The sequence below is a fragment of the Xanthomonas rydalmerensis genome (assembly GCF_033170385.1).
Lineage (GTDB): Bacteria > Pseudomonadota > Gammaproteobacteria > Xanthomonadales > Xanthomonadaceae > Xanthomonas_A > Xanthomonas_A rydalmerensis.
Window position 1 is genome coordinate 1,206,172 of sequence record NZ_CP126170.1, and the last position, 18,883, is coordinate 1,225,054.

Consider the following 18,883-nt stretch of genomic DNA (forward strand, 5'->3'; position numbering starts at 1 on the left):
CTTGATCGCGGATCACGGCCACGCATGCGGGCATGGATGCGGCGCGGCTGGCGCACGGCCCGCGCGGGCTTGCGGCCTCCCAGTGGGGGTTTGTTAAGCTCGGGGTTCTCTCTCGCAAGGCGCACTCATGACCGACACCCCCGTGAAGGCCGAAACCGGCATGCCGTTGCACTGGAAAATGGCGATCGGCTTCGTCCTCGGACTGGTGCTGGGGCTGGCGGTACACATGAGCGTCGGGGGCGATGCGGCCTGGGTGCAGGCGCTGACCAAGTACCTCACCACGCCGTTCTCCAAGCTGTTCCTCAACCTGATCTTCATGCTGATCGTGCCGCTGCTGTTCTCGGCGCTGGTGATGGGCATTTCGGAGATGGGCGACATCCGCGCGCTCGGCCGGATCGGCTGGAAGACGCTGGGCTACACCGTGGTGCTGTCCGGCGTGGCGGTGCTGCTCGGGCTGGTGCTGGTCAACGTGCTCAAGCCCGGCATCGGCGTGGATCGCGAGCTGGCGCAGCAGTTGCTGCAGCAGAACGTGGAGCGTACCGCGCAGATCGTCGACCAGAGCAAGCACCAGCCGCACGGCATGGACATGCTGCTGTCGATCGTGCCCGACAACGTGATCGAAGCCGCCTCCAGCAACGGCGCGATCCTGTCGCTGATGTTCTTCGCGGTGATGTTCGGCGTGGGCATGGTGCTCAGCGAGGACGCCAAGGTGGCGACGCTGCGGCGCGGCATCGAGGGCGTGTTCGAGATCTCGATGACCCTGATCGGGCTGGTGATCCGCCTGGCGCCGTATGCGGTGGCCTGCTTCATGTTCAACCTGGCGGCCCTGTTCGGCTTCGAGTTGTTGGTACGGCTGGGCGCCTACGTGGGCGTGGTGGTGTTGGCGCTGGGCCTGCACATGGTGGTGAGCTACGGCGTGGCCGTGCGCCTGGCCGGGCGCTCGCCGCTGTGGTTCTTCCGCGCCACCCGCGAAGCGACGGTGATGGCGTTCTCCACCGCGTCCAGCAACGCCACCCTGCCGACTGCGCTGCGCGTGGCCGACCAGATGGGGTTGCCGCACAAGGTCTCGCGCTTCGTGCTGACCGTCGGCGCCACCGCCAATCAGAACGGCACCGCGCTGTTCGAAGGCGTGACGGTGATCTTCCTGGCGCAGTTCTTCGGCGTGGAGCTGAGCATCGCGCAGCAGTGCATGGTGATGCTGGTCTGCATCCTCGGCGGCATCGGTACTGCCGGCGTGCCGTCCGGCTCGCTGCCGGTGGTGGCGCTGATCTGCGCGATGGTCGGCGTGGACCCGGTCGGCATCGGCATGATCCTGGGCGTCAACCATTTCCTGGACATGTGCCGCACCGCGCTGAACGTGACCGGCGACCTGGCGCTGACCACGTTGGTGGCCAAGGGCGAGGACGGCCGGGATTAGGAATTCGAGATTAGGGATTGGTAAAGGCGGCAGTGCCGCCGCCTGACGGACCACGCGTGAGAACGGCTTCAGCCGCGATAGGTGTTTGCCGGGAATGGCCCGCCGCGGCTGAAGCCGCTCCGACGCCATCTGAAGCGTCCAGCCAGTGCCGCTGCGAATCCCCAATCCCCAATCTCCAATCCCCGCCTGTGGGACAATAACGGACCCGACGCCACGCGCCCGCTTCCGACAGATCCCTCATGACGACGCCTACCCGCCGCGAACTCGCCAACGCGATCCGTTTCCTTGCCGCCGATGCGGTCGAGGCCGCCAATTCCGGCCATCCCGGCATGCCGATGGGCATGGCCGACATCGCCGAAGTGCTGTGGAACGACTTCCTCAGCCACAACCCGAACAATCCGCACTGGTTCAACCGCGACCGCTTCGTGCTGTCCAATGGCCATGGCTCGATGCTGCAGTACGCGCTACTGCACCTGTCCGGCTACGACCTGCCGATCGAGGAGCTCAAGCGCTTCCGCCAGCTGCACAGCAAGACTGCCGGCCATCCGGAGCGCAGCGAGACCCCCGGGGTGGAGACCACCACCGGCCCGCTCGGCCAGGGCTTCGCCAATGCGGTCGGTTTCGCGCTGGCCGAAAAGCTGCTGGCGCAGCGCTACAACCGCCCCGAGCACCAGATCGTCGACCACCGCACCTGGGTGTTCATGGGCGACGGCTGCATGATGGAAGGCGTGTCCCACGAGGCCGCCTCGCTGGCCGGCACCTGGGGCCTGGGCAAGCTGGTTGCGTTCTGGGACAACAACCATATCTCCATCGACGGCAACACCGCCGGCTGGTTCAGCGACAACACCCCGGCCCGGTTCGAGGCCTACGGCTGGCACGTGATCGGTGATGTCGACGGCCAGGACGCCGACGCGGTCAAGGCCGCGATCGAGGCGGCCATCGCCGAGAGCGAGAAGCCGACCCTGCTGTGCTGCCGCACCACCATCGGCTTCGGTGCGCCGACCAAGGCCGGCAAGGAATCCTCGCACGGTGCCGCGCTGGGCAAGGAAGAGCTGGAAGGCGCGCGCAAGGCGCTGAACTGGCCGTACGCGCCGTTCGAGATTCCGCAGGAAATCTACGACGGCTGGCGCGCCGGCGGGGCCGGCACGCTGCGCCAGGCCGAGTGGGAGCAGGCCTTCGACAAGTACGCCAAGCAGTACCCGGCCGAAGCCGCGGAGCTGACCCGCCGCTCGCACGGCGAGCTGCCGGAGGACTTCCTCGCCCAGGCCGACGCCTACATCGCCAAGCAGGCCGCCGAAGGCCAGACCATCGCCTCGCGCAAGGCCTCGCAGATGGCGATCGAAACCTTCGCGCCGCTGCTGCCGGAGCTGGTCGGCGGTTCGGCCGACCTGGCGCATTCCAACCTCACCCTGTGGAAGGCCAGCAAGTCGGTCGCGACCGACGATCCGAACGCCAACTACGTGTACTACGGAGTGCGCGAGTTCGGCATGACCGCCATCGCCAACGGCCTGGCGCTGCATGGTGGCTTCATTCCGTTCGACGCCACCTTCCTGGTGTTCAGCGACTACGCGCGCAATGGCGTGCGCATGAGCGCGCTGATCCCGGCGCATGCGATCCACGTCTACACCCACGACTCGATCGGTCTGGGCGAGGACGGCCCGACTCACCAGCCGGTGGAGCACCTGGCGTCGCTGCGCTACATCCCCAACAACGACGTGTGGCGCCCCTGCGACACGGTGGAGTCGGCGGTGAGCTGGAAGGCCGCGATCACCCGCAAGGATGGCCCGAGCTGCCTGGTGTTCAGCCGCCAGAACCTGCCGTTCCAGGCGCGCAGCGCCGAGCAGATCAAGCAGATCGAGCGCGGCGGCTACGTGCTGGCCGATGCCGAGGGCGGTACGCCCGACGTGATCCTGATTGGTACCGGCTCGGAAGTCGGCCTGGCGGTGGAAGCCAAGCAGGCGCTGGATGCCGCGGGCCTGAAGACGCGCGTGGTGTCGATGCCGTGCACCGACGTGTTCGATCGCCAGGACGCCGCCTACCGCGAGTCGGTGCTGCCGTCGGCGGTGCGCAAGCGCGTGGCGGTGGAAGCCGGTGTCACCGCGTTCTGGCGCGCCTACGTGGGCCTGGACGGCGCCGTGGTCGGCATCGACAGCTTCGGCGCCTCGGCGCCGGCGAACGTGCTGTACAAGCACTTCCAGATCACCGCCGAGCATGTGGTGGCGGCGGCGAAGGCGCTGTAAGCCGAGCTCCACGATGGGTGACGGGAAAGGCCGGCGCATGCCGGCCTTTTTCTTGCCTGTGTGGATGTGTCGTGTGAGGAAAGTGGCTTTGGCAGGAGCGGCTTCAGCCGCGACCGCCGTTCCCTGTAACGCCCGTCGCGGCTGAAGCCGCTCCTACCACGACGCTGTCGGCGTTACGTGCATTGGCGATGTGGTCAACCGCGTTTGCGCGGCTTGCTGCGCGGTGTCGTCGCTTTGCCGACGGCGCTGCCGGATTGCTGCTGCTTCGCCAGTGCGCCGCCATCGTGCAGTTGCTGCAGCCAGGACAGTGCATCGACGTAGGACAGGAAGTGCTGCAGGTAGCCGGGCGAGAGCGTGCGCATCAATGCCAGCGAGCGGTGTACCAGCACGCCGGAATTCAGCGGGCCGGCATCGGCGGGTGCCTGCTGCAGCGATTGCCGCAGCTGGCTGCGGCTGCGCAGTTCGGTCCACAGCCGGCGCGCCTCTTCGACGGCGGGCAGCTGCGGCGCAGCGAGGCGCGCGGCCGCGGTCGCGGCGGGGGATGACGTCGTTGCCTCCGCTGCCATCGGCACTGCCTGCGCCGCGGCGCCGGCGGTGTTGTCGGTGCCGCTGCCAAGTTCGGCATCGGTGCCGGACATGGTGGGCGCAGCGGCCGCACGATACTGCGCCAACAGGGCGCCGAGCGGACTCGGCTGGGTCGATCGCATCGCGGCGTCGGCATCAGGATCGCCGGCGTTCCGTGAGGATGCATCCAGCGCCGCCGCGTAGGCGTCGAGCAGGGCGGACAGCTTCTGCTCCAGCAGCTCCCGCGTCTTGCCCTGCTGCGCCTCGGTGCGGCGCGCCAGTGCTTCCAGGAAACGGAAGTGCAGCGGGGGGTCCAGCCGCTCGGCGTGCTGTGCGCGCCAGGCGGCAAGTCGGTCGATGGCGGGATTCGGATCAGGGTGCATGCGGTGTCGCGGCACGCTTGCCCATGCGCGGCAGCGGGGCCATCTCCACGCGGCGGTTGCTGGCGCGTCCGGCCTCGTCGGCGTTCGGCGCCACCGGCTGCTGTGCGCCGAAGGCGGCGGCGAAGATCGCATCGGCCGGGACGCCTGCCTCGATCAGCGCACGGGTCACGGTCAGCGCGCGCTCGGCCGACAGTTCCCAGTTGTCGGCGAACTGGCGGTTGCTCTCGCGCACCTGGCGGTCGTCGGTGAAGCCGCTGACCATCAGGATCTCGTTGCGCGCCTTGAGATAGCCGGCCAGCGGCGCGGCCAGGCTCTTCAGCAAGTCGCGACCTTCCGGCTGCAACTGGTCGGAGTTCAGCGCGAACAGCACGTTGCCGCGGATGCCGATGCGGCCATCGACCAGGGTCACCCGGCCGGCCGCCAGCGGCGCCGCCAGCGCCTGTTCCAGGGTCTTGCGCTGCTGCGCTTCGAGCTGGCGCTGGCGCATTTCCGCATCCAGCTTGTTCGACAGCTGCAGCTGCACGCCGATCACCCCGATCAGGATCAGCACGAACGCGCCCAGCAGCACCGACATCAGGTCGCCGAACACCGCCCAGACCGGCGCGCCGGTGTCGGCGTCGAGTTCCAGCTCGTCGCTCATGTCACGTCGGCCTGGTCGGGCGCCTGGCGCGCAGCGAGCTGGCGCAGCTCCTCGGTGATCTGCTGCTGCGACAGCATGCTCAGGTCGATCACCTCACGCGCCTGCGCCACGTAGTAGGCCAACTGTTCGTCGCTGCGCGCCAGCGACTTGTCCAGCGCCTGCTCGATGCCCTGCAGGCGTTCCAGCAGGGCCATGTTGGATTCGCCGAAGGCCTGCACCGCGCCGGAGAACGCGTCGCCCAGGCTGGCCACCTCGGTGGCGCCGGCAACGACCTGCGCGGCGGCCTCGTCGAGCTTGCCGGTCTGCGCTTCGATCTGGTCGGTGAAACGGCTGCCGACGCGCTCCAGCAAATCCGCCGAGGTCGCGACCAAGGCGTCCACCGCGCTGCGCTGCTCGGTGGACGCGTGGTTGACCGCCTCCAGCAAGGTCTGCAGCGTGGCCAGCAGGCGATTGCGCTCGTCCAGCATCGCGGTGTCGCGGACCATGCTGTCGGAGAGTTTCTGGCGCAGTTCCGCGACCACGTCGGCCGCGGCCTTTGGCGCTTCCGAGGCCACCTGCACCAGCCGTTCGATCTCGGCGATGGTGTCGCGCGCCTGCGCCTGGCTCTGTTCCGACATCGCCGCGGCGGTTTCCTGCAGCGTGCTGCAGATCTCCTGCTGGCGCTGCGCGATGCGCTCGCCGTGGTGCTCCCATTGCCCGCCGAGGGTCGCGGCCATGCTGGCGAAGCTGTCGGTCCAGGCGCGCAGACGCGCCTGGTCGCGCGCTTCCAGCGCCTCCTGCAGGTCGGCATGGGCCTGCTGCAGCGTCTCGGCGAGCGCGGCGGCGCGCTGTTCCAGGCTGGCGGCGGCGGTGTCCAGGGCCTGCGCGTTGCGCACGGCCAGGGCCTCGTTGACCTCGCGTTGCTGTGCCAGCGCCGCGCTCCAGGCCTGCTGCGCGGCCTCGACAGTGGCATCCAAGCGGGTCGCCACGGTCTCCAGCGCCTGCGCATTGCGCGTGGCGAGGGTGTCGTTGACCTCGCGCTGTTGTGCCAGCGCCGCGCCCCAGCCTTGTTGTGCGGCCTCGGCGGTAGCGTCCAAGCGCATCGCCACGGTGTCCAGCGCCTGCGCGTTGCGTGTGACCAGTGCCGCGTTGGCATCGCGCTGCTGCTCCAGCGCGGCGTTCCAGGCCTGCTGTGCGGCCTCGGCGGTGGCATCCAGGCGGCCTGCCACGGTGTCCAGTGCCTGCGCATGGCGCGCGGCGAGGCTGTCGTTGACCTCGCGTTGTTGCGTCAGCGCTTCGGCCCAAGCCTGCCTGGCGTCGTCGCTGGCGGCCTGCAGGCGTGCCGCGGTCGCCTCCACGATCGTGGTTGCACGCTGTTCCAGGCCGTCGCCGGCGCGTTGCAGCGCGCTACCGAGTTCCTCCAGCAGCGCGCCGTTGACGCGTTGCTGTTCGGCCAGCGCGCTGTCCCAACGCTGCGTGGCCTGCTCGGCGGCCTGGGCGAAGCCGCTGGCCAGGCCGTCCAGTTGCCGCCGCACCGCCTGGCCGACGGTGTCCTGCAGCGCGGCGGTCTCGCGCGCCACGCCGTCTAGCGTGCGTTGCACCACCGGCTCCAGCGCGTCGCCGAACGCACGCGCGTGCGCGGCCACGCCGGCCTGCAGGGCGTGTTCGACTGCTCCGGCCAGGCGCGTGTAGGCGGCCTCGGTGCGGCTGTGGAACGCGTCCTGGCTGCTGACCAGGCGTTCGCCGCTGACCGCGCTGTGCTGTTCCAGCGCCGCCATCATCGTCTGCATGCGCTCGATCAGGCTTGGCATCAGCGTGGCCTGGGTCTGCAGCAGCTTGAACGCCTCGTTGCGCTGGTAGGCCAGCGAGTGCGTGCGCAGCGCGGTGGCCGCATGCAGATCCAGTTGCTGCACCGTCTGCAGGCGCTCGCGCCGGCACAGCGCGGCGAGCAGGCCGAGCATCGCCGAGGCGGCCACGCCGGCGATGGAGGTGCCGAAGGCGAAGCCCAGGCCCTTCAGCGGCGCCGCCAGCGAGGCGCGGATGGCGTGCAGGTCGGTGGCGCTGTCCAGCGCCAGACCGGTGCCGCGCAGCGTCGCCATCATGCCCAGGAAGGTGCCGAGCATGCCCAGCAGCACCAACAGGCCGACCAGGTACGGGGTCAGCGCCGGCACCGGCAGGGCCGTGCGCTCGCCTTCGATGCGCAGGCGTACCGCGTTGCGCAGGCTCGGGTGCAGCCGTTGCAGCCAGCCGCCCAGATCGCTGCGCGCAGCTTCGGCGTCGCGCAGCGCGGTGTGCAGGGTCGCGGTGGCCTGGCGGTAGCGGTACAGCTCGGCGACGCCGGCCAGGTAGCAGAGGCCGATCAACGCGGCGAAGCCGGCGCCCAGCGGGTTGGAGCCGAGATAGCCGGCGCCGATCCAGCAGACCACGGCGAGGCCGGCGAGGAACAGGGCGGAATGGAACAGGGTCTTGGGCATGAGGGTCGGATCAACGGCTGCGAAGCGCGGCGAGCAGCGCTTCGATGGGATGGAAGCGGACGTCCAGTTCGGCGCGCAGGACGCTGTGCAGGTCCTGGCGGAACAGGTCCAGCCAGGCCGTATCGGACGGCGCCGGCGGAACGTCGATGAGGGAGGGATCGGGGGCGGGCGCCGCCGCAGCGGCGCGCAGGCGCTGGAAATGCGCTTCGAGCAGGTTGGGCACCGTGGCCAGCAAACTCTGCTCGCGCGGGCTGAGGGTCAGTTCCATGACCGCGTCGACCTCGGCTAGCCGCGCCATGTCCGGCGAGAGCGGGACCAGGGCGTCGCGCAGCAGGCCGCGCAGGCGCCCGGTGGCGGTGAGCATTGACCGTTGCAGCGCCAGGTAGCGCTGGCGGAAGGGCGCGTACTCGATCGGTGCGTCGGGGTCGTGCTGGCGCTTGCCCACGGGCTTGCCGGTCTCCTTGGCGATATCCAGCGCGATGCTCTCTTCCAGCGCGGCGCGCACGCGGCCGCATTCGGCCTCCAGCGCCGACGGTTCCGGCACCTCGGGCGCGTCCTCGGCAGGCTCGGGCAGTTTGCCGTCCAGCGCCCGCGACACCGCCACCGCGCGGTTCCAGTCGATCCATTGGCCGAGCCGGTCGGCCAGCGCGGGGCTGGACGCGGGCATCGGCGCATCGCTTAGGCGCGCCAGCAGGCGAATGAAGGCCGGGCCCGGGACGGGCGCCCGTGGAGGGGCTTTCGCCATGTGAGTGGTCAAAAACCCGCAATTTTACACGCGAATGACATCCCCCGTCGGCGCGTGCGTCTGTGGGGCGGAAACCGTTGCGTGGCGGGCGTCGCGCGGTCCTGGTGGCGCGCAGGCGCCGCTCACGCGGCGGCCCTCGGGACCAACGCTATTCCAGGCGTGCGCACAGCCCGGTGCGTCCAAGGCTGCCGATACGCCACAAGGCCTCCGGCGCGGCGCGCCGGAGGCAGGGGCAGCGTCAGTAGGTATAGCTCAGCGTAAGCATGTACACGCGCCCGGTCTCCACATAGGCGCCATCGGCGCCCGGGTCGTAGGCCATGTAGCGCGTGGACTTGCCCTGGGTCTCGTAGAACGTGGCCGAGTTGAGCAGGTTCTTGGCGGCGATGCCGACGTCGATGCCGTGCGGCAGGTGGTAGGTGGCGGTGAAGTCCAGCGACTTGACCGGTTGCAGGTAGTAGTTGAGCCGGTCGCTGGTCAGGCCGAGCAGTTGCAGGCCAGTGTAGTTGTAGCTGAGGTCGGCGCGCAGGTGGCTGTCGTCGTAGAACAGGTCGAGGTTGTAGATGCGCTCGGGCGCACGCGGCAGCCAGGTCTTGCCGGGCTGATCGGCGCGCTTGCTGTCGGCGGAACTGTGCTGCAGGGTCAGGTTGGCGGCGATGCCGAAATTGCCCCAGACCCCGGGCAGGTCCTGCAGGCGCTTGCTGCCGGCCAGCTCCACGCCGTACAGCTTGGCGGTGCCGCCGTTCTGCGGCATGGTCACCGGCACGCCGTCCTCGAAGGTGGTGCCGGTCGGGACCAGGCCGCCGAGCGTGTTGTCGTTGCTGGTCGCCGACTGCGAGGTGTAGATGAAGCCGCTGATGCGCTTGTAGTAGGTCGAGGCGCTGAGCACGCCGCCGTTGCGGTCGTAGAATTCCGCGGACAGATCGGCGTTGTCGGCCTTGCTCGGCTGCAGGTCGGGATTGGGTTTGGAGATGCCGATGACCTTCTGGGTGGGGTCGACCGTGTACACGGTCTCGCCGGAAATCAGCCCGAACGCCGGGCGGCTGAAGCTGCGTCGCAACGAGGCGCGGTAGACGGTCAGGTCGTCAGGACGGTAGTTGAGGCTGATGCCCGGCAACACCTCGCCGTAGCTGCGGCCGCTGCCGACGAAGCGGCCATTGATGCCGTCGCCGTTCGACTGCCAGGCGTCGGCGGAGTAGCGAGTCAGTTCGTAGCGCACGCCGGGCAGGATGGTCACCGCACCGACATGCAGCGTGGCCATCGCGTAGCCGGCGTAGATCGCCTCGGTGCTGGAGGTGGTGTTGGCGTTGTAGTCGTTGGCGGTATAGATGCCGGCCCCATTGGGATCGTTGACGTACTTGTACGGCACCGCCTGCGCACGCACCCAGTCGCGGTCCAGGATCTTGAATGGGCCGGCATAGTGGCCATCGAACGTCGCGTAGGTGAGGCGGCCGGGGAGGGCGCTCAGCGGCGGGCCGCCGGCGTTGGGGAACACGTAGTTGCTGCCGCCGAAGTAGGGGCCGTTGTAGATGAAGTTGCCGTCCTTGTGGAAGAACGGGTGATCGTAGGAACCGCGATCGGCGTGGTCGAGCGACAGGCCGGTCTTGACCTCGTCGAGGATGTCGCCGTCCACGCGGTAGCTGATGTCGGCATGCGCGTTGGCGCGGTTGTCGTGGCTGCCGGCATCGTGGCCCTGGGTCTTCCAGAACAGCGCCGAATCCAGGCTGTAGAAGAAGTTCTTCAGGGCCGGCGAGCTCGGGCCGATGCTCGGGTAGGTCGGGTCGCTGAGATCGAACGCGAAACTGCCCGGGGTGAAGCCGTACAGGCTCGCCGCGACGTAGTCCGGGCGGCTGCGCGTGCCGCGCCCGAACGAGCTGCCGTAATCGAAGCGCAGGCGGTCCAGCGTGGTCTGCCCACCCAGTTGCAGCGTGGCCAGGGTTTCCTTGATGTCGTGGGTGTTGAAGTAGCCGCCGCGCACCGCGGTCGGCTGGTTGTTGACGGTTTCCAGGCGTGCGCTGGACTGATCCTGCTGGCCGGTGACGTTGTAGCTGCCGTAGATGGCGCGGGTGAAGAAGGAACTATGGTCGCCTTGCCAGTCGAAGGCGAGATTGCCGCCGTAGCGCTCGATCTGGCTGGTGTAGACGCTGTACTTGTAGCGGGCGCTGAGCAGCGGGCCGACGTCGCGCAGGTCGACGGCCTTGGCCTGCGCCGGATCCGCCGGGAAGTACGCGCTGTTGGGCGCAGGCGCCTGCGCCATGTTGTTGTTCTTGCCGTAGTACGCCGAGGCATAGACGCCGAACGCGTGGTCGTCGCCGAACTTCCAGGCCAGTTCCTGTTGCACCGTGCCGCCGGTGTGCTTGCCGCCGAGGTCGGAGGCGAGCGCGTTGAACTGGCCTTGCGCGGTGGTCTTGCCGTAGAAATCGCCATCGAAGTCGAACGCGCTGGGCGTGCGCATGTCGATCGCGCCGCCGATCGCGTCGCCCGGCAGGTCCGGGGTCGGCGACTTGGAGACCTTCACCGACTGGATGCCGAACGGCGCCAGCATGTTCAGCGAGATCGCGCGCGTGGACGAGTCGGTCTCGGGCATGCCGAAGCCGTTGAGGCGGTAGCTGTTGTAGCTGGCATCCAGGCCGCGGATGCTGACGTAGGCGTTCTCGCCGGTGGTGGCCTGGCCCAGGTGCATGTCGCTGTAGGCCGACAGCCCGGGCAGGTGCGCGACCACGTCGGCGATGCCGGCGGAGGGAATCGCATCGATCTGCTGCTTGCTCATCACGCTGTTGACGCCGTTGGACAGGCGCTGTTCGTCCAGCGAACCCGGCACGGTGGCCTGCGCGGCTTGCACGTTGACCGAATCCAGGGTGGTGGTGCGCGCGCTGGCGTCAGTGACGTCAGCTGCGTCGCTGGCGTGGGCGGCGGGCGAGAGCGCAAGCGCGAGGGCGATGGCACAGCACAGGGGACTGGGGCGATGGAACGGGGACATGGGGGCGACTCGTTGGGGGAAACAGCGGTTGCGATCCGAGGTCCGGACACGCCGATGCCGGCGCGCGGATCGCCCAGGCCTTCCATTGCATGCGTGTGGGCGTGGCCGCGACGCAGCGCGGCCGCGGGCGATCAGTGGCGCAGGTCGACGCCGTGGCAGTCGGCTTGTGGACGTTGCGGATTGCAGCGGGCGACGGCGTCGCCGGGAAAATGCACCACGTAGCCGGAGGCGGCCGGCTCGTGGTCGGGAAAGTCGGTGCTGAGCAACTGCGCGCCGCTGGCCAGCATGGCGTCGCGCCGTTTCGTGTCGGCGTGCGCGGCTTCCTTGAGGTCGGCATCGGTACGCGTGCGCACCAGGTAGCCGGCCTTCACCAACTGCGCGATCTCATCGGCGCTGCCGTCGTTGCGCTCGACGAAGGCGGCATCGTCGGTGCCGGGATCGGCGTTGGTGAAGCACACGCGGCCGCGCAAGGACGGATGGCCGGCGAGGTAGGCCGGGCCGACGGCACGCTGGTCGAGCAGGAACACCACCTTGCCGCGCGCCGCCGCCAGCGTCGGCCAGCCATGCGCGAGCACGGCGGCGTTGAGCGTGGCGGCGTTGCCGCGCACCAGGTCCGGGCTGATGTACGCGTTCGCGGCGAACACCGAGCGCAGCTCGGCGTCCAGCGCATCCAACGCCTTGCCGTCGAACGGCTCCGGCTGCACCGTGGGGAACGCTGCCGGCAGCGTCGATTGCTTGGTTTCCAGCAGGATGAAGATCGGCAGATGCCCGGGGTGCTCTTTCGACCACGCCCGCACTTCGCGCAGGCAGGCCAGCAGCGGCTGGCAGGTGCTGCGCTGGTCGAGGTCCTGGATGTGCATGACCTTGAAGCCCGGTCGCTGCATCACCCCCGGCGCGGCGATTGGCGGAGCCGGCGGCAGGCCGGCCTTGGCGAGCTGGTCGATCATCGCCGGGTGCGCATAGCGTCCGCCCTTGGCGTCGGCGTAGATGTCCAGTTCGATCTGGCGCACGCCGTCGTCCAGTTGCTGCGTCAACGGCGGATGCCGGTAATCCAGCAATGCGAACGTCGCCGGGTCCAGCCGCTTCCACAGCGCCGCTTCGCTGGGCGCGAAACCGGCGTGGTAGCTGTTGTGGCTGCCGATGTATTGCAGGTCGTTGAGTTTGGGCTCGGCGTGCAGCGCCAACGGCAACAGCGCCAACACCACCAACAGGGCGCGCAGCGCAACCGACCCGCGACGGGACTTCGACGACATCGGGACAGAACGCTTGGAAGGCATCGCGGATCCGTTTGGTAACGATATCCCGACAGCATCCCGAGCGGAGTTGACGCGCGTCCTGCCGGCATGTTGCCGAATCGTGTCATCGCTGCCGATGTGCGGCGAACCCTGCGATGCGTCGCGCGCGCGACTGCGATCACCCTCTCGCGCCGTCGGCCGCGATCGACCCGCGCCTGCGCATTGGCGCGTCAGGCGCGTTCGCGCGTCACTGCGGCGTGCGCGTGCGCTGCAGGGCGAACGCCAGCAATGACGCTTCCAGGCGCTCGCCGATGCTGCGCGGTGCATCCAGCCCCATGCGCTGCATGCAGGCGGCATCCGCCGTGGGGCGCGCCAGCACCGCGCTGGCCACCGTTTTCAACTTGGCGCCGGTAGTGGCGGTGTGTTGCTGCAGCCAGGACAGGGCGCGCAGCAGGCGCTGCTCGACTTCGGTGAAATCGCTGCCCAGCGGGTAGTCGGGCAGGGTGCCGTCGCGGCGGAACGGCGCCAGCGCGTCGCGTACCCGCGCAGCGTGGTTGCGCTGCCAGTGCGCGGGCACCGCGAACTCGGCGGCCAGCTTGCCGTTGGCCTTCGCCGTTTCCAGCAATGCGGGCTGGGCCTGCACGTCGGCGATTCCGGTCATGGCGGCGATGCAATCCTCGTCGGTCAGGCCGCGCAGATCGGCGATGCCGTATTCGTTGACGTAGAGGTCGCGCAGGTGCCGCGGAATGGTGGTGTGGCCGTAGTTCCAGCGCACGTTGGACTGCGCTGCGCCGGCATCGCTGCGCACGGCGCGGAACATCAGCACGCTGCGCGCGTCGTCCAGCGCGTGCGCCATGGACACGAAGTTGTACTGGCCGCCGACCCCGGACACCACGCGGCCGTCGTCCAGCGCATCGGACACCGCCGCGCCGAGCGCGGTGGCCATCATGCAGGAGTTGAAGAAGCGCGCCTCGCGCCGTTGCAGCCGGCGCAGCGTCTCGCCGCCGTAGAGCTGGTTGATCTCGCTGATGCGGCGCATGCCGATCGCCGCGCGCGCCTGCGGATCCATGTCGCGCAGCCAGGCGTAGAACTCCGGCGAGCCCAGGTAGAACGCGCCCTGCAGGTATTCGCCCTCACGCTCCAGGCGCTGCAGGTCCTGCGCGTCGGCGCTGCCGTCGGCCACGCGCTGCAGCAGCGGCGCGTCGTCGAGCACCTTGCGCCGGATCACTCCGCACTGGACCAGTTGCCGGAAGCCTTCGTTGAGCATCTCGCTGCAGCCGAACAGGCCGACCGCGAACGGATCCAGACCACCGCATTCGCGCACCGCCGGATGCCGCTCCAGGCCCGGATCCAGCGCCGCCAGCACCTGCCGGTAGCGCGCATTGTCGGTATGTCGCAGTACCAGCGCGTGGCACAGCGCATCGGCCAGGGTGCCGATACCGATCTGCAGCGTGCCGCCGTCGCGCACCAGGGTGCTGGCGTACAGGCCGATGGCGTAATCGGCATCGGCGACCGGCTGCCGCGGCAGCCCGAACAGGCGCGGATACGGCCCCGGCGGGGTCACCACCACGTCGAAGAAGCTCGGCTCCACTGCCGCGCAACCGCCGATCCACGGCAGCTGCGGATCGACTTCGGCCACCAGCAGTGGCCGCGGCAGGCCGCGCCGTTGCACCGCGGCCAGGGTGTCCTGGGTGATGTCGTTGTTGCACGAGAACGACAGCCGGGTGCCGTCGGGCTCGCGCGCCACCTTCTGCACGATCAGGTTCGGCGCGCGCTGCGCCACCGCGTCGGCGGCATGGGTGTAGTTGAGGCTGGTGTAGCTGCGCTGCGCCTGGGTCGAACGCAGCAGCGCGCCGGACTGCATGTAGAACTCTTCGACCTGGATGTGCGCCGGCAGCGCATCGCGCTGCATCGCCTGCACGTAGCGCAGGCGCGGGAAGTCGTCGCCGAAATGGCGTTGCACGAACGGCCGCGCGAAACGCCCCTGCAACCCGCCGCCGGGCGCTGGCGGATGCAGCGACAGCGCGGTGTAGATCTGCAGCGGCCGCGTCGGATCGTGTTCGACCCGGTCGTACAGCACGTTGAGCAGGCGGTGCGGTTTGCCCAGGCCCAGCGGTGCGCCCACGCGCAGCGGGCCGGCGATGCGCTGCAGGATCAGGTCGGCAGCGGCGTCGAGGTCGTCGAGATGATCGGTCATCGGCATAGCTTAGAGGGTGTGCCGCCGATTGCAGTGCTTTCGGACATGGCGCGGGTACGTCGGTGCAGGCGGGACGGCTTCCGATGAGTGCTTGTAGCCGCCGGGCGCCGGTGACGCGTCGGCGTGCTCGTTGTCGCCGCAGTGTCCGGGCGCCGCGGTACTCGTCGCGGCGGCGGCGCCGGGATTGGAAAAAGCGCTTGACAGCGGTTTTGTTTACTCGTGTAATCGATGAAAATTTACGGGTGTAAACGAATGTCGATCAGCGATGCGGAAGCCGTGGTCATGGAGGTGCTGTGGGAGCGCCACCCGCTCAGCGCCGAGGAGGTGTTCGCCGCCTTGTCCGGCCATGGCGGCTGGGCCGAACCCACGGTCAAGACCCTGCTCAACCGCTTGCTCAACAAGGGCGCGATCCGCGCCGACAAACAAGGCCGCCGCTATCTGTACACGCCCCTGCTGCTGCGCGCGCAGTGGGTGCAGCAGCAGAGCGAAGGCCTGCTCGACCGCCTGTTCGGCGGCCGTATCGCGCCGCTGGTGGCGCACTTCAGCGAGCGCGGCAAGCTCAGCGACGCCGATATCGCCGAACTCAAACGACTGATCCAGGAGCTGGACGATGAGCATTGACGGGATCGTGAGGGACCTCGGTAGCACCGCGCTGGTCGTCAGCGTGGCCATCGCGGCTGTGTTGGCGCTGCGCGTGCCGATGCGGCGCGCGTTCGGCGCCAGCATCGCCTACGCGCTATGGACGGCGGTGCCGCTGGCGCTGCTGGTGGCGCTGTTGCCGAGCGGCTGGCGTCCATCGTTGCCGGCGGGGTTGGTGCTGGACATGCCGGCGGTGCTGGTCGGCGCGCCACAGGCGCAGATGTCCGCGGATGGCGGCGCCCCGGCGAACGGCCACGCCACGGTGTGGTTGCTGGCGGTGTGGCTGGCAGGTGCGTTGGCCTCGGCGGCCGTGCTGTGGCGGCAACAGCGCCGCTATCGGCGCAGCCTGGGTCGCTTGCGGCGGGGTGAGGAGGGTGTGCTGGTCGCCGAACATGCGTCGCACGGGCCGCTGGTGCTGGGCGCGTGGCGGCCGCAGGTGGTGGTGCCGATGGACTTCGCCGCGCGCTATCCGCCGCCGCAGGCGCAGCTGGTGCTGGCGCACGAGCGCATGCACATCGCCCGCGGCGATACCCGCTGCAATCTGTTGCTCGCCGCGTTGCGCTGCGTGTACTGGTTCAATCCGCTGCTGCACTGGGCGGCCACGCGCTTCCGCCTGGATCAGGAACTGGCCTGCGATGCGGCGGTGCTGGCACGCCATCCCGGCACGCGCCGCCACTACGCCGAGGCGATGCTGCAGACGCAACTGGATGCGCTGGCCTTGCCGGTGGGCTGCCATTGGCAGGCGGGTAGCGTGTTGTGCCAGCGCATTGCCCTGCTGCGGCGTCCGGCGGTGCGCGGCTGGCGGCGTCGTGCCGGCATCGCGGTGGTGACGCTGGCTGCGCTGAGCGGGAGTGCCGTGGTGTTGGCGCTGCCTAGCGCTGCGCCGGTCGGCGGGATGGCGCGCGAGTTGGTTGCCAGCGAGATGGACAGCGCACAGGCACCCGTGCCGCAGCGCGGATCTGCCAAAGCGCGGGCGACCACGCGGCCCGCCAAGGTGATCGACATGACCCCGCCGAAGTATCCCGAAGCCGCCGTGCGTGCCGGCGTCTCCGGGAAGGTGATGCTGCTGGTCGACCTCGACGCGCACGGGACGCCCAGCGGTGTGCGCGTGCTCGATCATGGCAGCGGCAGTGCGGCATTGGATGCGGCGGCGGTGTCCGCCGCCTGGAAGTGGCGGTTCTCTCCGGCGACCGAACACGGCAGCCCCGTGCCCAGCCGCATGAAGATCCCGGTGGCGTTCGACGTGGAGATGGATCCGGTGGAGGCGCCGGCGGGCGTCGCCGAGGCCGCCGATTACCGCTGGTACCGCCTGGGCGAAGGTGCCGGCGATGCGGTGGCGAGCCTGTGCGACAAGGTGTTCCCCGGCACGGGCGGTGCCGCGCCGCTGTGCGGCATGGTGCGGACCGTGCGATGAAGGCGCACTGGCGAACCGGCATGCTGCTCGCACTCGGCTTGACCGGCTGCGCCAGCCAGGTGCCACGGGAGGCCCCGCAGCAGACCCAACGGATCGACTCGGTGGATCAGCGCATGCTGGAAACGGGCTTCGGCGCGGCGCCGGGCGCGGCCGCGGTGCAGTCGTATCAGATGCAGCCGCAGCAGGTGTTCCGCATGCCGCAACCGCTGCAGGCACCGACCCCGCAGCTGCCGGCCGATTCGCCGCGCCGCAGCCTGGCCCCGACCACGGTCTGTGTGCGGGTGATCCTGTCCGCACAAGGCGCGGTGGAGCGCAGCGCGCTGCTGGACGATCGCCCGGACTGCAGTGCGGGCGCGCAGCCGGAGATGGCCGATCTGCTGCAGGCGGTACAGGACGCGGTCGCGCAGTGGCGCTTCGTGCCGGCGGCCATCTGTACCTATGCCGATCCGGCGCAGCGGCCGGCGCAGGACGGGCATTGCGACGACGCGCAGTCGGTGCAGGAAGTGCCGGTGACGCTGGCCTATGCGTTCACTTTCGAGGTCCGGCAAGGCAAGGCCAGCGTGCAGTCCGGTCGCGTGAGCGGCGTGCGCTGAGCCGGCGGCTGGGGCATCCGGTCAGGACGGTCTTCCGGATGCCCGTGGTCCTCGCTCGGGCGGGGCGGCACAGGGATTGTCCGCTTCCGCTCCGCTCCACTGACAGCGGCGCGATCCGCGCGGGGCTACAGCATCTCCGGCTTGAACAGGCGCCGCCGCGAGATCTCCGGGCCGGACAGCATGAAGCGGCCGTCGCCACGGTAGTGCAGGGTGCGCGGCCGCTTCGGCGAGGCGGCGACGTGCGCCTTGACCACCTCCCACACGAACAGGCCGTGTTTGCCGATCTGGCTGCCGTCGTGCAGGCGGCATTCGAAGCTGGCGTAGCACTCGGCGATCAGCGGCGCCGCCACGTGCGTGGCGGGTACCGCGGTGAGGCCGAAGTGCGCGAATTTGTCCAGCTCCGCGCCGCTGGTATTGCCGATGCCGACCACGGTGTCGACCAGGTCGGCGGTGGGCAGGTTGATCACGCATTGCCGGCTGCGCCGGATCAGGTCGAAGCTGTGGTTGGCGCTGGAAATGCAGCACGCAAGCAGCGACGGCGAGAACTCCAGCACCATGTGCCAGCCCAGGGTCATGATGTCGCGCTGCTGCTTCCAGGCCGAACTGACCAGCACCACCGGGCCCGGCTCGAGAAAGCGGCGGACCTCCTGCGTGGGGAAGTCGAGCTTGCGGTAGCGGCGCATGCGAAGTGTGCTGGCGGGTGGAGAACCCAGTCTCGCCAGCGGCGGTGAACGCGGTGTCGGCGTCAGTCCAGCCGATGCACCGCGTCGGCGATGCGCGCCACTTCCTCGGCCTGGTGGCTGACGTAGAGCATCGGCAGGCGCACTTCGTCGCGCACGCGTTGCAGGTAGGGAATGAGTTCGCTGCGGCGATCGGCGTCCAGCGCCGACAGCGGTTCGTCGAACAGCAGCAGCGACGGCTGCGCCAATAACGCGCGGCCGATCGCCACGCGCTGCGCTTCGCCGCCGGAGAGCGTGTCGGGGCGCCGCCCGAGCAGGGCGCCGATGCCGAGCAGCTCGACCACTGCGTCCAGTGCGAAGCGTGCCGGCTGGCCGCGGCCGTGGCGGCCGTAGCCGAGGTTGCGGCGCACGTCCATGTGCGGGAACAGCCGCGCGTCCTGGAACACGTAACCGATGCCGCGGCGGTGCGCCGGCAGGTCGATGCCGGCGGCGCTGTCGTACAGCACGCGGCCATCGATGGCGATGCGCCCGTTGCGCGGCGGCAGCACGCCGGCGATGGCGTTGAGCAGGCTGGTCTTGCCGGCACCGGACGGGCCGACCAGGGCGACCACGCGCGCCTGCTCCTCGATGCGCACGTGGCGGGCGAAACGGCCACGCTGCAGGTGCAGGTCGATGCTCAGCATCGGCGCCGGCTCCGGGTGCATGC

Annotated in this window: 14 protein-coding genes; 5 read left to right on the forward strand and 9 right to left on the reverse strand. The window is 69.5% G+C overall.

The window, feature by feature from the left end:
• Positions 1-127 precede the first annotated feature (127 nt).
• The gene (locus QN245_RS05055; RefSeq protein ID WP_160965400.1) at positions 128-1,417 is read left to right on the forward strand and encodes a dicarboxylate/amino acid:cation symporter; all 1,290 of its coding nucleotides are present in this window, start codon (positions 128-130) and stop codon (positions 1,415-1,417) included.
• Positions 1,418-1,656: 239 nt separating this feature from the next.
• Positions 1,657-3,657 carry a transketolase gene (gene tkt / locus QN245_RS05060; RefSeq protein ID WP_317844714.1) on the forward strand — a complete coding sequence of 667 codons (2,001 nt, stop codon included), beginning with the start codon at positions 1,657-1,659 and terminating at the stop codon, positions 3,655-3,657.
• Positions 3,658-3,851: 194 nt separating this feature from the next.
• Here tkt and QN245_RS05065 read toward each other — a convergent pair whose 3' ends face one another.
• The 7 genes from QN245_RS05065 to QN245_RS05095 form a co-directional block, all read right to left on the reverse strand.
• The gene (locus tag QN245_RS05065) at positions 3,852-4,604 is read right to left on the reverse strand and encodes a DUF2894 domain-containing protein (protein WP_317844715.1); all 753 of its coding nucleotides are present in this window, start codon (positions 4,602-4,604) and stop codon (positions 3,852-3,854) included.
• The gene (locus tag QN245_RS05070) at positions 4,594-5,244 is read right to left on the reverse strand and encodes an OmpA family protein (RefSeq protein ID WP_317844716.1); all 651 of its coding nucleotides are present in this window, start codon (positions 5,242-5,244) and stop codon (positions 4,594-4,596) included. Before QN245_RS05070 ends, QN245_RS05065 begins: the two co-directional genes overlap by 11 nt.
• Entirely contained in the window at positions 5,241-7,697 is a 2,457-nt protein-coding gene (locus tag QN245_RS05075; RefSeq protein ID WP_317844717.1) for a DUF802 domain-containing protein, read from the reverse strand. The genes QN245_RS05070 and QN245_RS05075 overlap by 4 nt, the downstream gene beginning before the upstream one ends.
• 10 nt (positions 7,698-7,707) lie before the next feature.
• A complete protein-coding gene (locus tag QN245_RS05080; RefSeq protein WP_317844718.1) occupies positions 7,708-8,442 on the reverse strand; it encodes a DUF3348 domain-containing protein in 735 nt (244 codons plus the stop codon).
• Between the two features lie 238 nt (positions 8,443-8,680).
• Positions 8,681-11,419: a TonB-dependent receptor gene (locus QN245_RS05085; protein ID WP_317844719.1), complete on the reverse strand. Its 2,739-nt coding sequence runs from the start codon at positions 11,417-11,419 to the stop codon at positions 8,681-8,683.
• Positions 11,420-11,550: 131 nt separating this feature from the next.
• A complete protein-coding gene (locus QN245_RS05090) occupies positions 11,551-12,672 on the reverse strand; it encodes a phosphatidylinositol-specific phospholipase C1-like protein (RefSeq protein WP_317844720.1) in 1,122 nt (373 codons plus the stop codon).
• A gap of 229 nt (positions 12,673-12,901) precedes the next feature.
• Positions 12,902-14,857: an acetyl-CoA hydrolase/transferase C-terminal domain-containing protein gene (locus tag QN245_RS05095; protein WP_317844721.1), complete on the reverse strand. Its 1,956-nt coding sequence runs from the start codon at positions 14,855-14,857 to the stop codon at positions 12,902-12,904.
• A 246-nt stretch (positions 14,858-15,103) separates the two neighbouring features.
• On the opposite strand from QN245_RS05095, the gene QN245_RS05100 reads away from it, so the two are divergent.
• Genes QN245_RS05100 through QN245_RS05110 form a run of 3 tightly spaced genes read left to right on the forward strand, consistent with a single transcriptional unit; the run spans position 15,104 to position 17,497 of the window.
• The gene (locus QN245_RS05100) at positions 15,104-15,472 is read left to right on the forward strand and encodes a BlaI/MecI/CopY family transcriptional regulator (RefSeq protein WP_160965418.1); all 369 of its coding nucleotides are present in this window, start codon (positions 15,104-15,106) and stop codon (positions 15,470-15,472) included.
• Positions 15,462-16,904: a TonB family protein gene (locus QN245_RS05105; protein WP_317844722.1), complete on the forward strand. Its 1,443-nt coding sequence runs from the start codon at positions 15,462-15,464 to the stop codon at positions 16,902-16,904. Before QN245_RS05100 ends, QN245_RS05105 begins: the two co-directional genes overlap by 11 nt.
• On the forward strand, positions 16,901-17,497 hold the full coding sequence (locus QN245_RS05110; RefSeq protein ID WP_317844723.1) for a hypothetical protein: 597 nt from the start codon (positions 16,901-16,903) through the stop codon (positions 17,495-17,497). The genes QN245_RS05105 and QN245_RS05110 overlap by 4 nt, the downstream gene beginning before the upstream one ends.
• A gap of 125 nt (positions 17,498-17,622) precedes the next feature.
• On the opposite strand, the gene QN245_RS05115 is transcribed toward QN245_RS05110, so the two are convergent.
• Both QN245_RS05115 and QN245_RS05120 read right to left on the reverse strand, forming a co-directional pair.
• Entirely contained in the window at positions 17,623-18,180 is a 558-nt protein-coding gene (locus tag QN245_RS05115; RefSeq protein WP_160965424.1) for a flavin reductase family protein, read from the reverse strand.
• Between the two features lie 62 nt (positions 18,181-18,242).
• Complete coding sequence (locus QN245_RS05120; RefSeq protein ID WP_317845308.1) at positions 18,243-18,860, reverse strand: molybdenum ABC transporter ATP-binding protein; 618 nt, start codon at positions 18,858-18,860, stop codon at positions 18,243-18,245.
• Positions 18,861-18,883: the final 23 nt, after the last annotated feature.

Bases quoted from the DNA above. Each gene is read 5' to 3' on its own strand.
- QN245_RS05100 (WP_160965418.1), top strand. From the start codon at position 15,104: ATGTCGATCAGCGATGCGGAAGCCGTGGTCATGGAGGTGCTGTGGGAG.
- QN245_RS05105 (WP_317844722.1), top strand. From the start codon at position 15,462: ATGAGCATTGACGGGATCGTGAGGGACCTCGGTAGCACCGCGCTGGTC.
- QN245_RS05075 (WP_317844717.1), bottom strand. From the start codon at position 7,697: ATGCCCAAGACCCTGTTCCATTCCGCCCTGTTCCTCGCCGGCCTCGCC.
- QN245_RS05110 (WP_317844723.1), top strand. From the start codon at position 16,901: ATGAAGGCGCACTGGCGAACCGGCATGCTGCTCGCACTCGGCTTGACC.
- QN245_RS05085 (WP_317844719.1), bottom strand. From the start codon at position 11,419: ATGTCCCCGTTCCATCGCCCCAGTCCCCTGTGCTGTGCCATCGCCCTC.
- QN245_RS05055 (WP_160965400.1), top strand. From the start codon at position 128: ATGACCGACACCCCCGTGAAGGCCGAAACCGGCATGCCGTTGCACTGG.
- tkt (WP_317844714.1), top strand. From the start codon at position 1,657: ATGACGACGCCTACCCGCCGCGAACTCGCCAACGCGATCCGTTTCCTT.
- QN245_RS05080 (WP_317844718.1), bottom strand. From the start codon at position 8,442: ATGGCGAAAGCCCCTCCACGGGCGCCCGTCCCGGGCCCGGCCTTCATT.
- QN245_RS05095 (WP_317844721.1), bottom strand. From the start codon at position 14,857: ATGCCGATGACCGATCATCTCGACGACCTCGACGCCGCTGCCGACCTG.
- QN245_RS05115 (WP_160965424.1), bottom strand. From the start codon at position 18,180: ATGCGCCGCTACCGCAAGCTCGACTTCCCCACGCAGGAGGTCCGCCGC.
- QN245_RS05070 (WP_317844716.1), bottom strand. From the start codon at position 5,244: ATGAGCGACGAGCTGGAACTCGACGCCGACACCGGCGCGCCGGTCTGG.
- QN245_RS05090 (WP_317844720.1), bottom strand. From the start codon at position 12,672: ATGTCGTCGAAGTCCCGTCGCGGGTCGGTTGCGCTGCGCGCCCTGTTG.
- QN245_RS05065 (WP_317844715.1), bottom strand. From the start codon at position 4,604: ATGCACCCTGATCCGAATCCCGCCATCGACCGACTTGCCGCCTGGCGC.
- QN245_RS05120 (WP_317845308.1), bottom strand. From the start codon at position 18,860: ATGCTGAGCATCGACCTGCACCTGCAGCGTGGCCGTTTCGCCCGCCAC.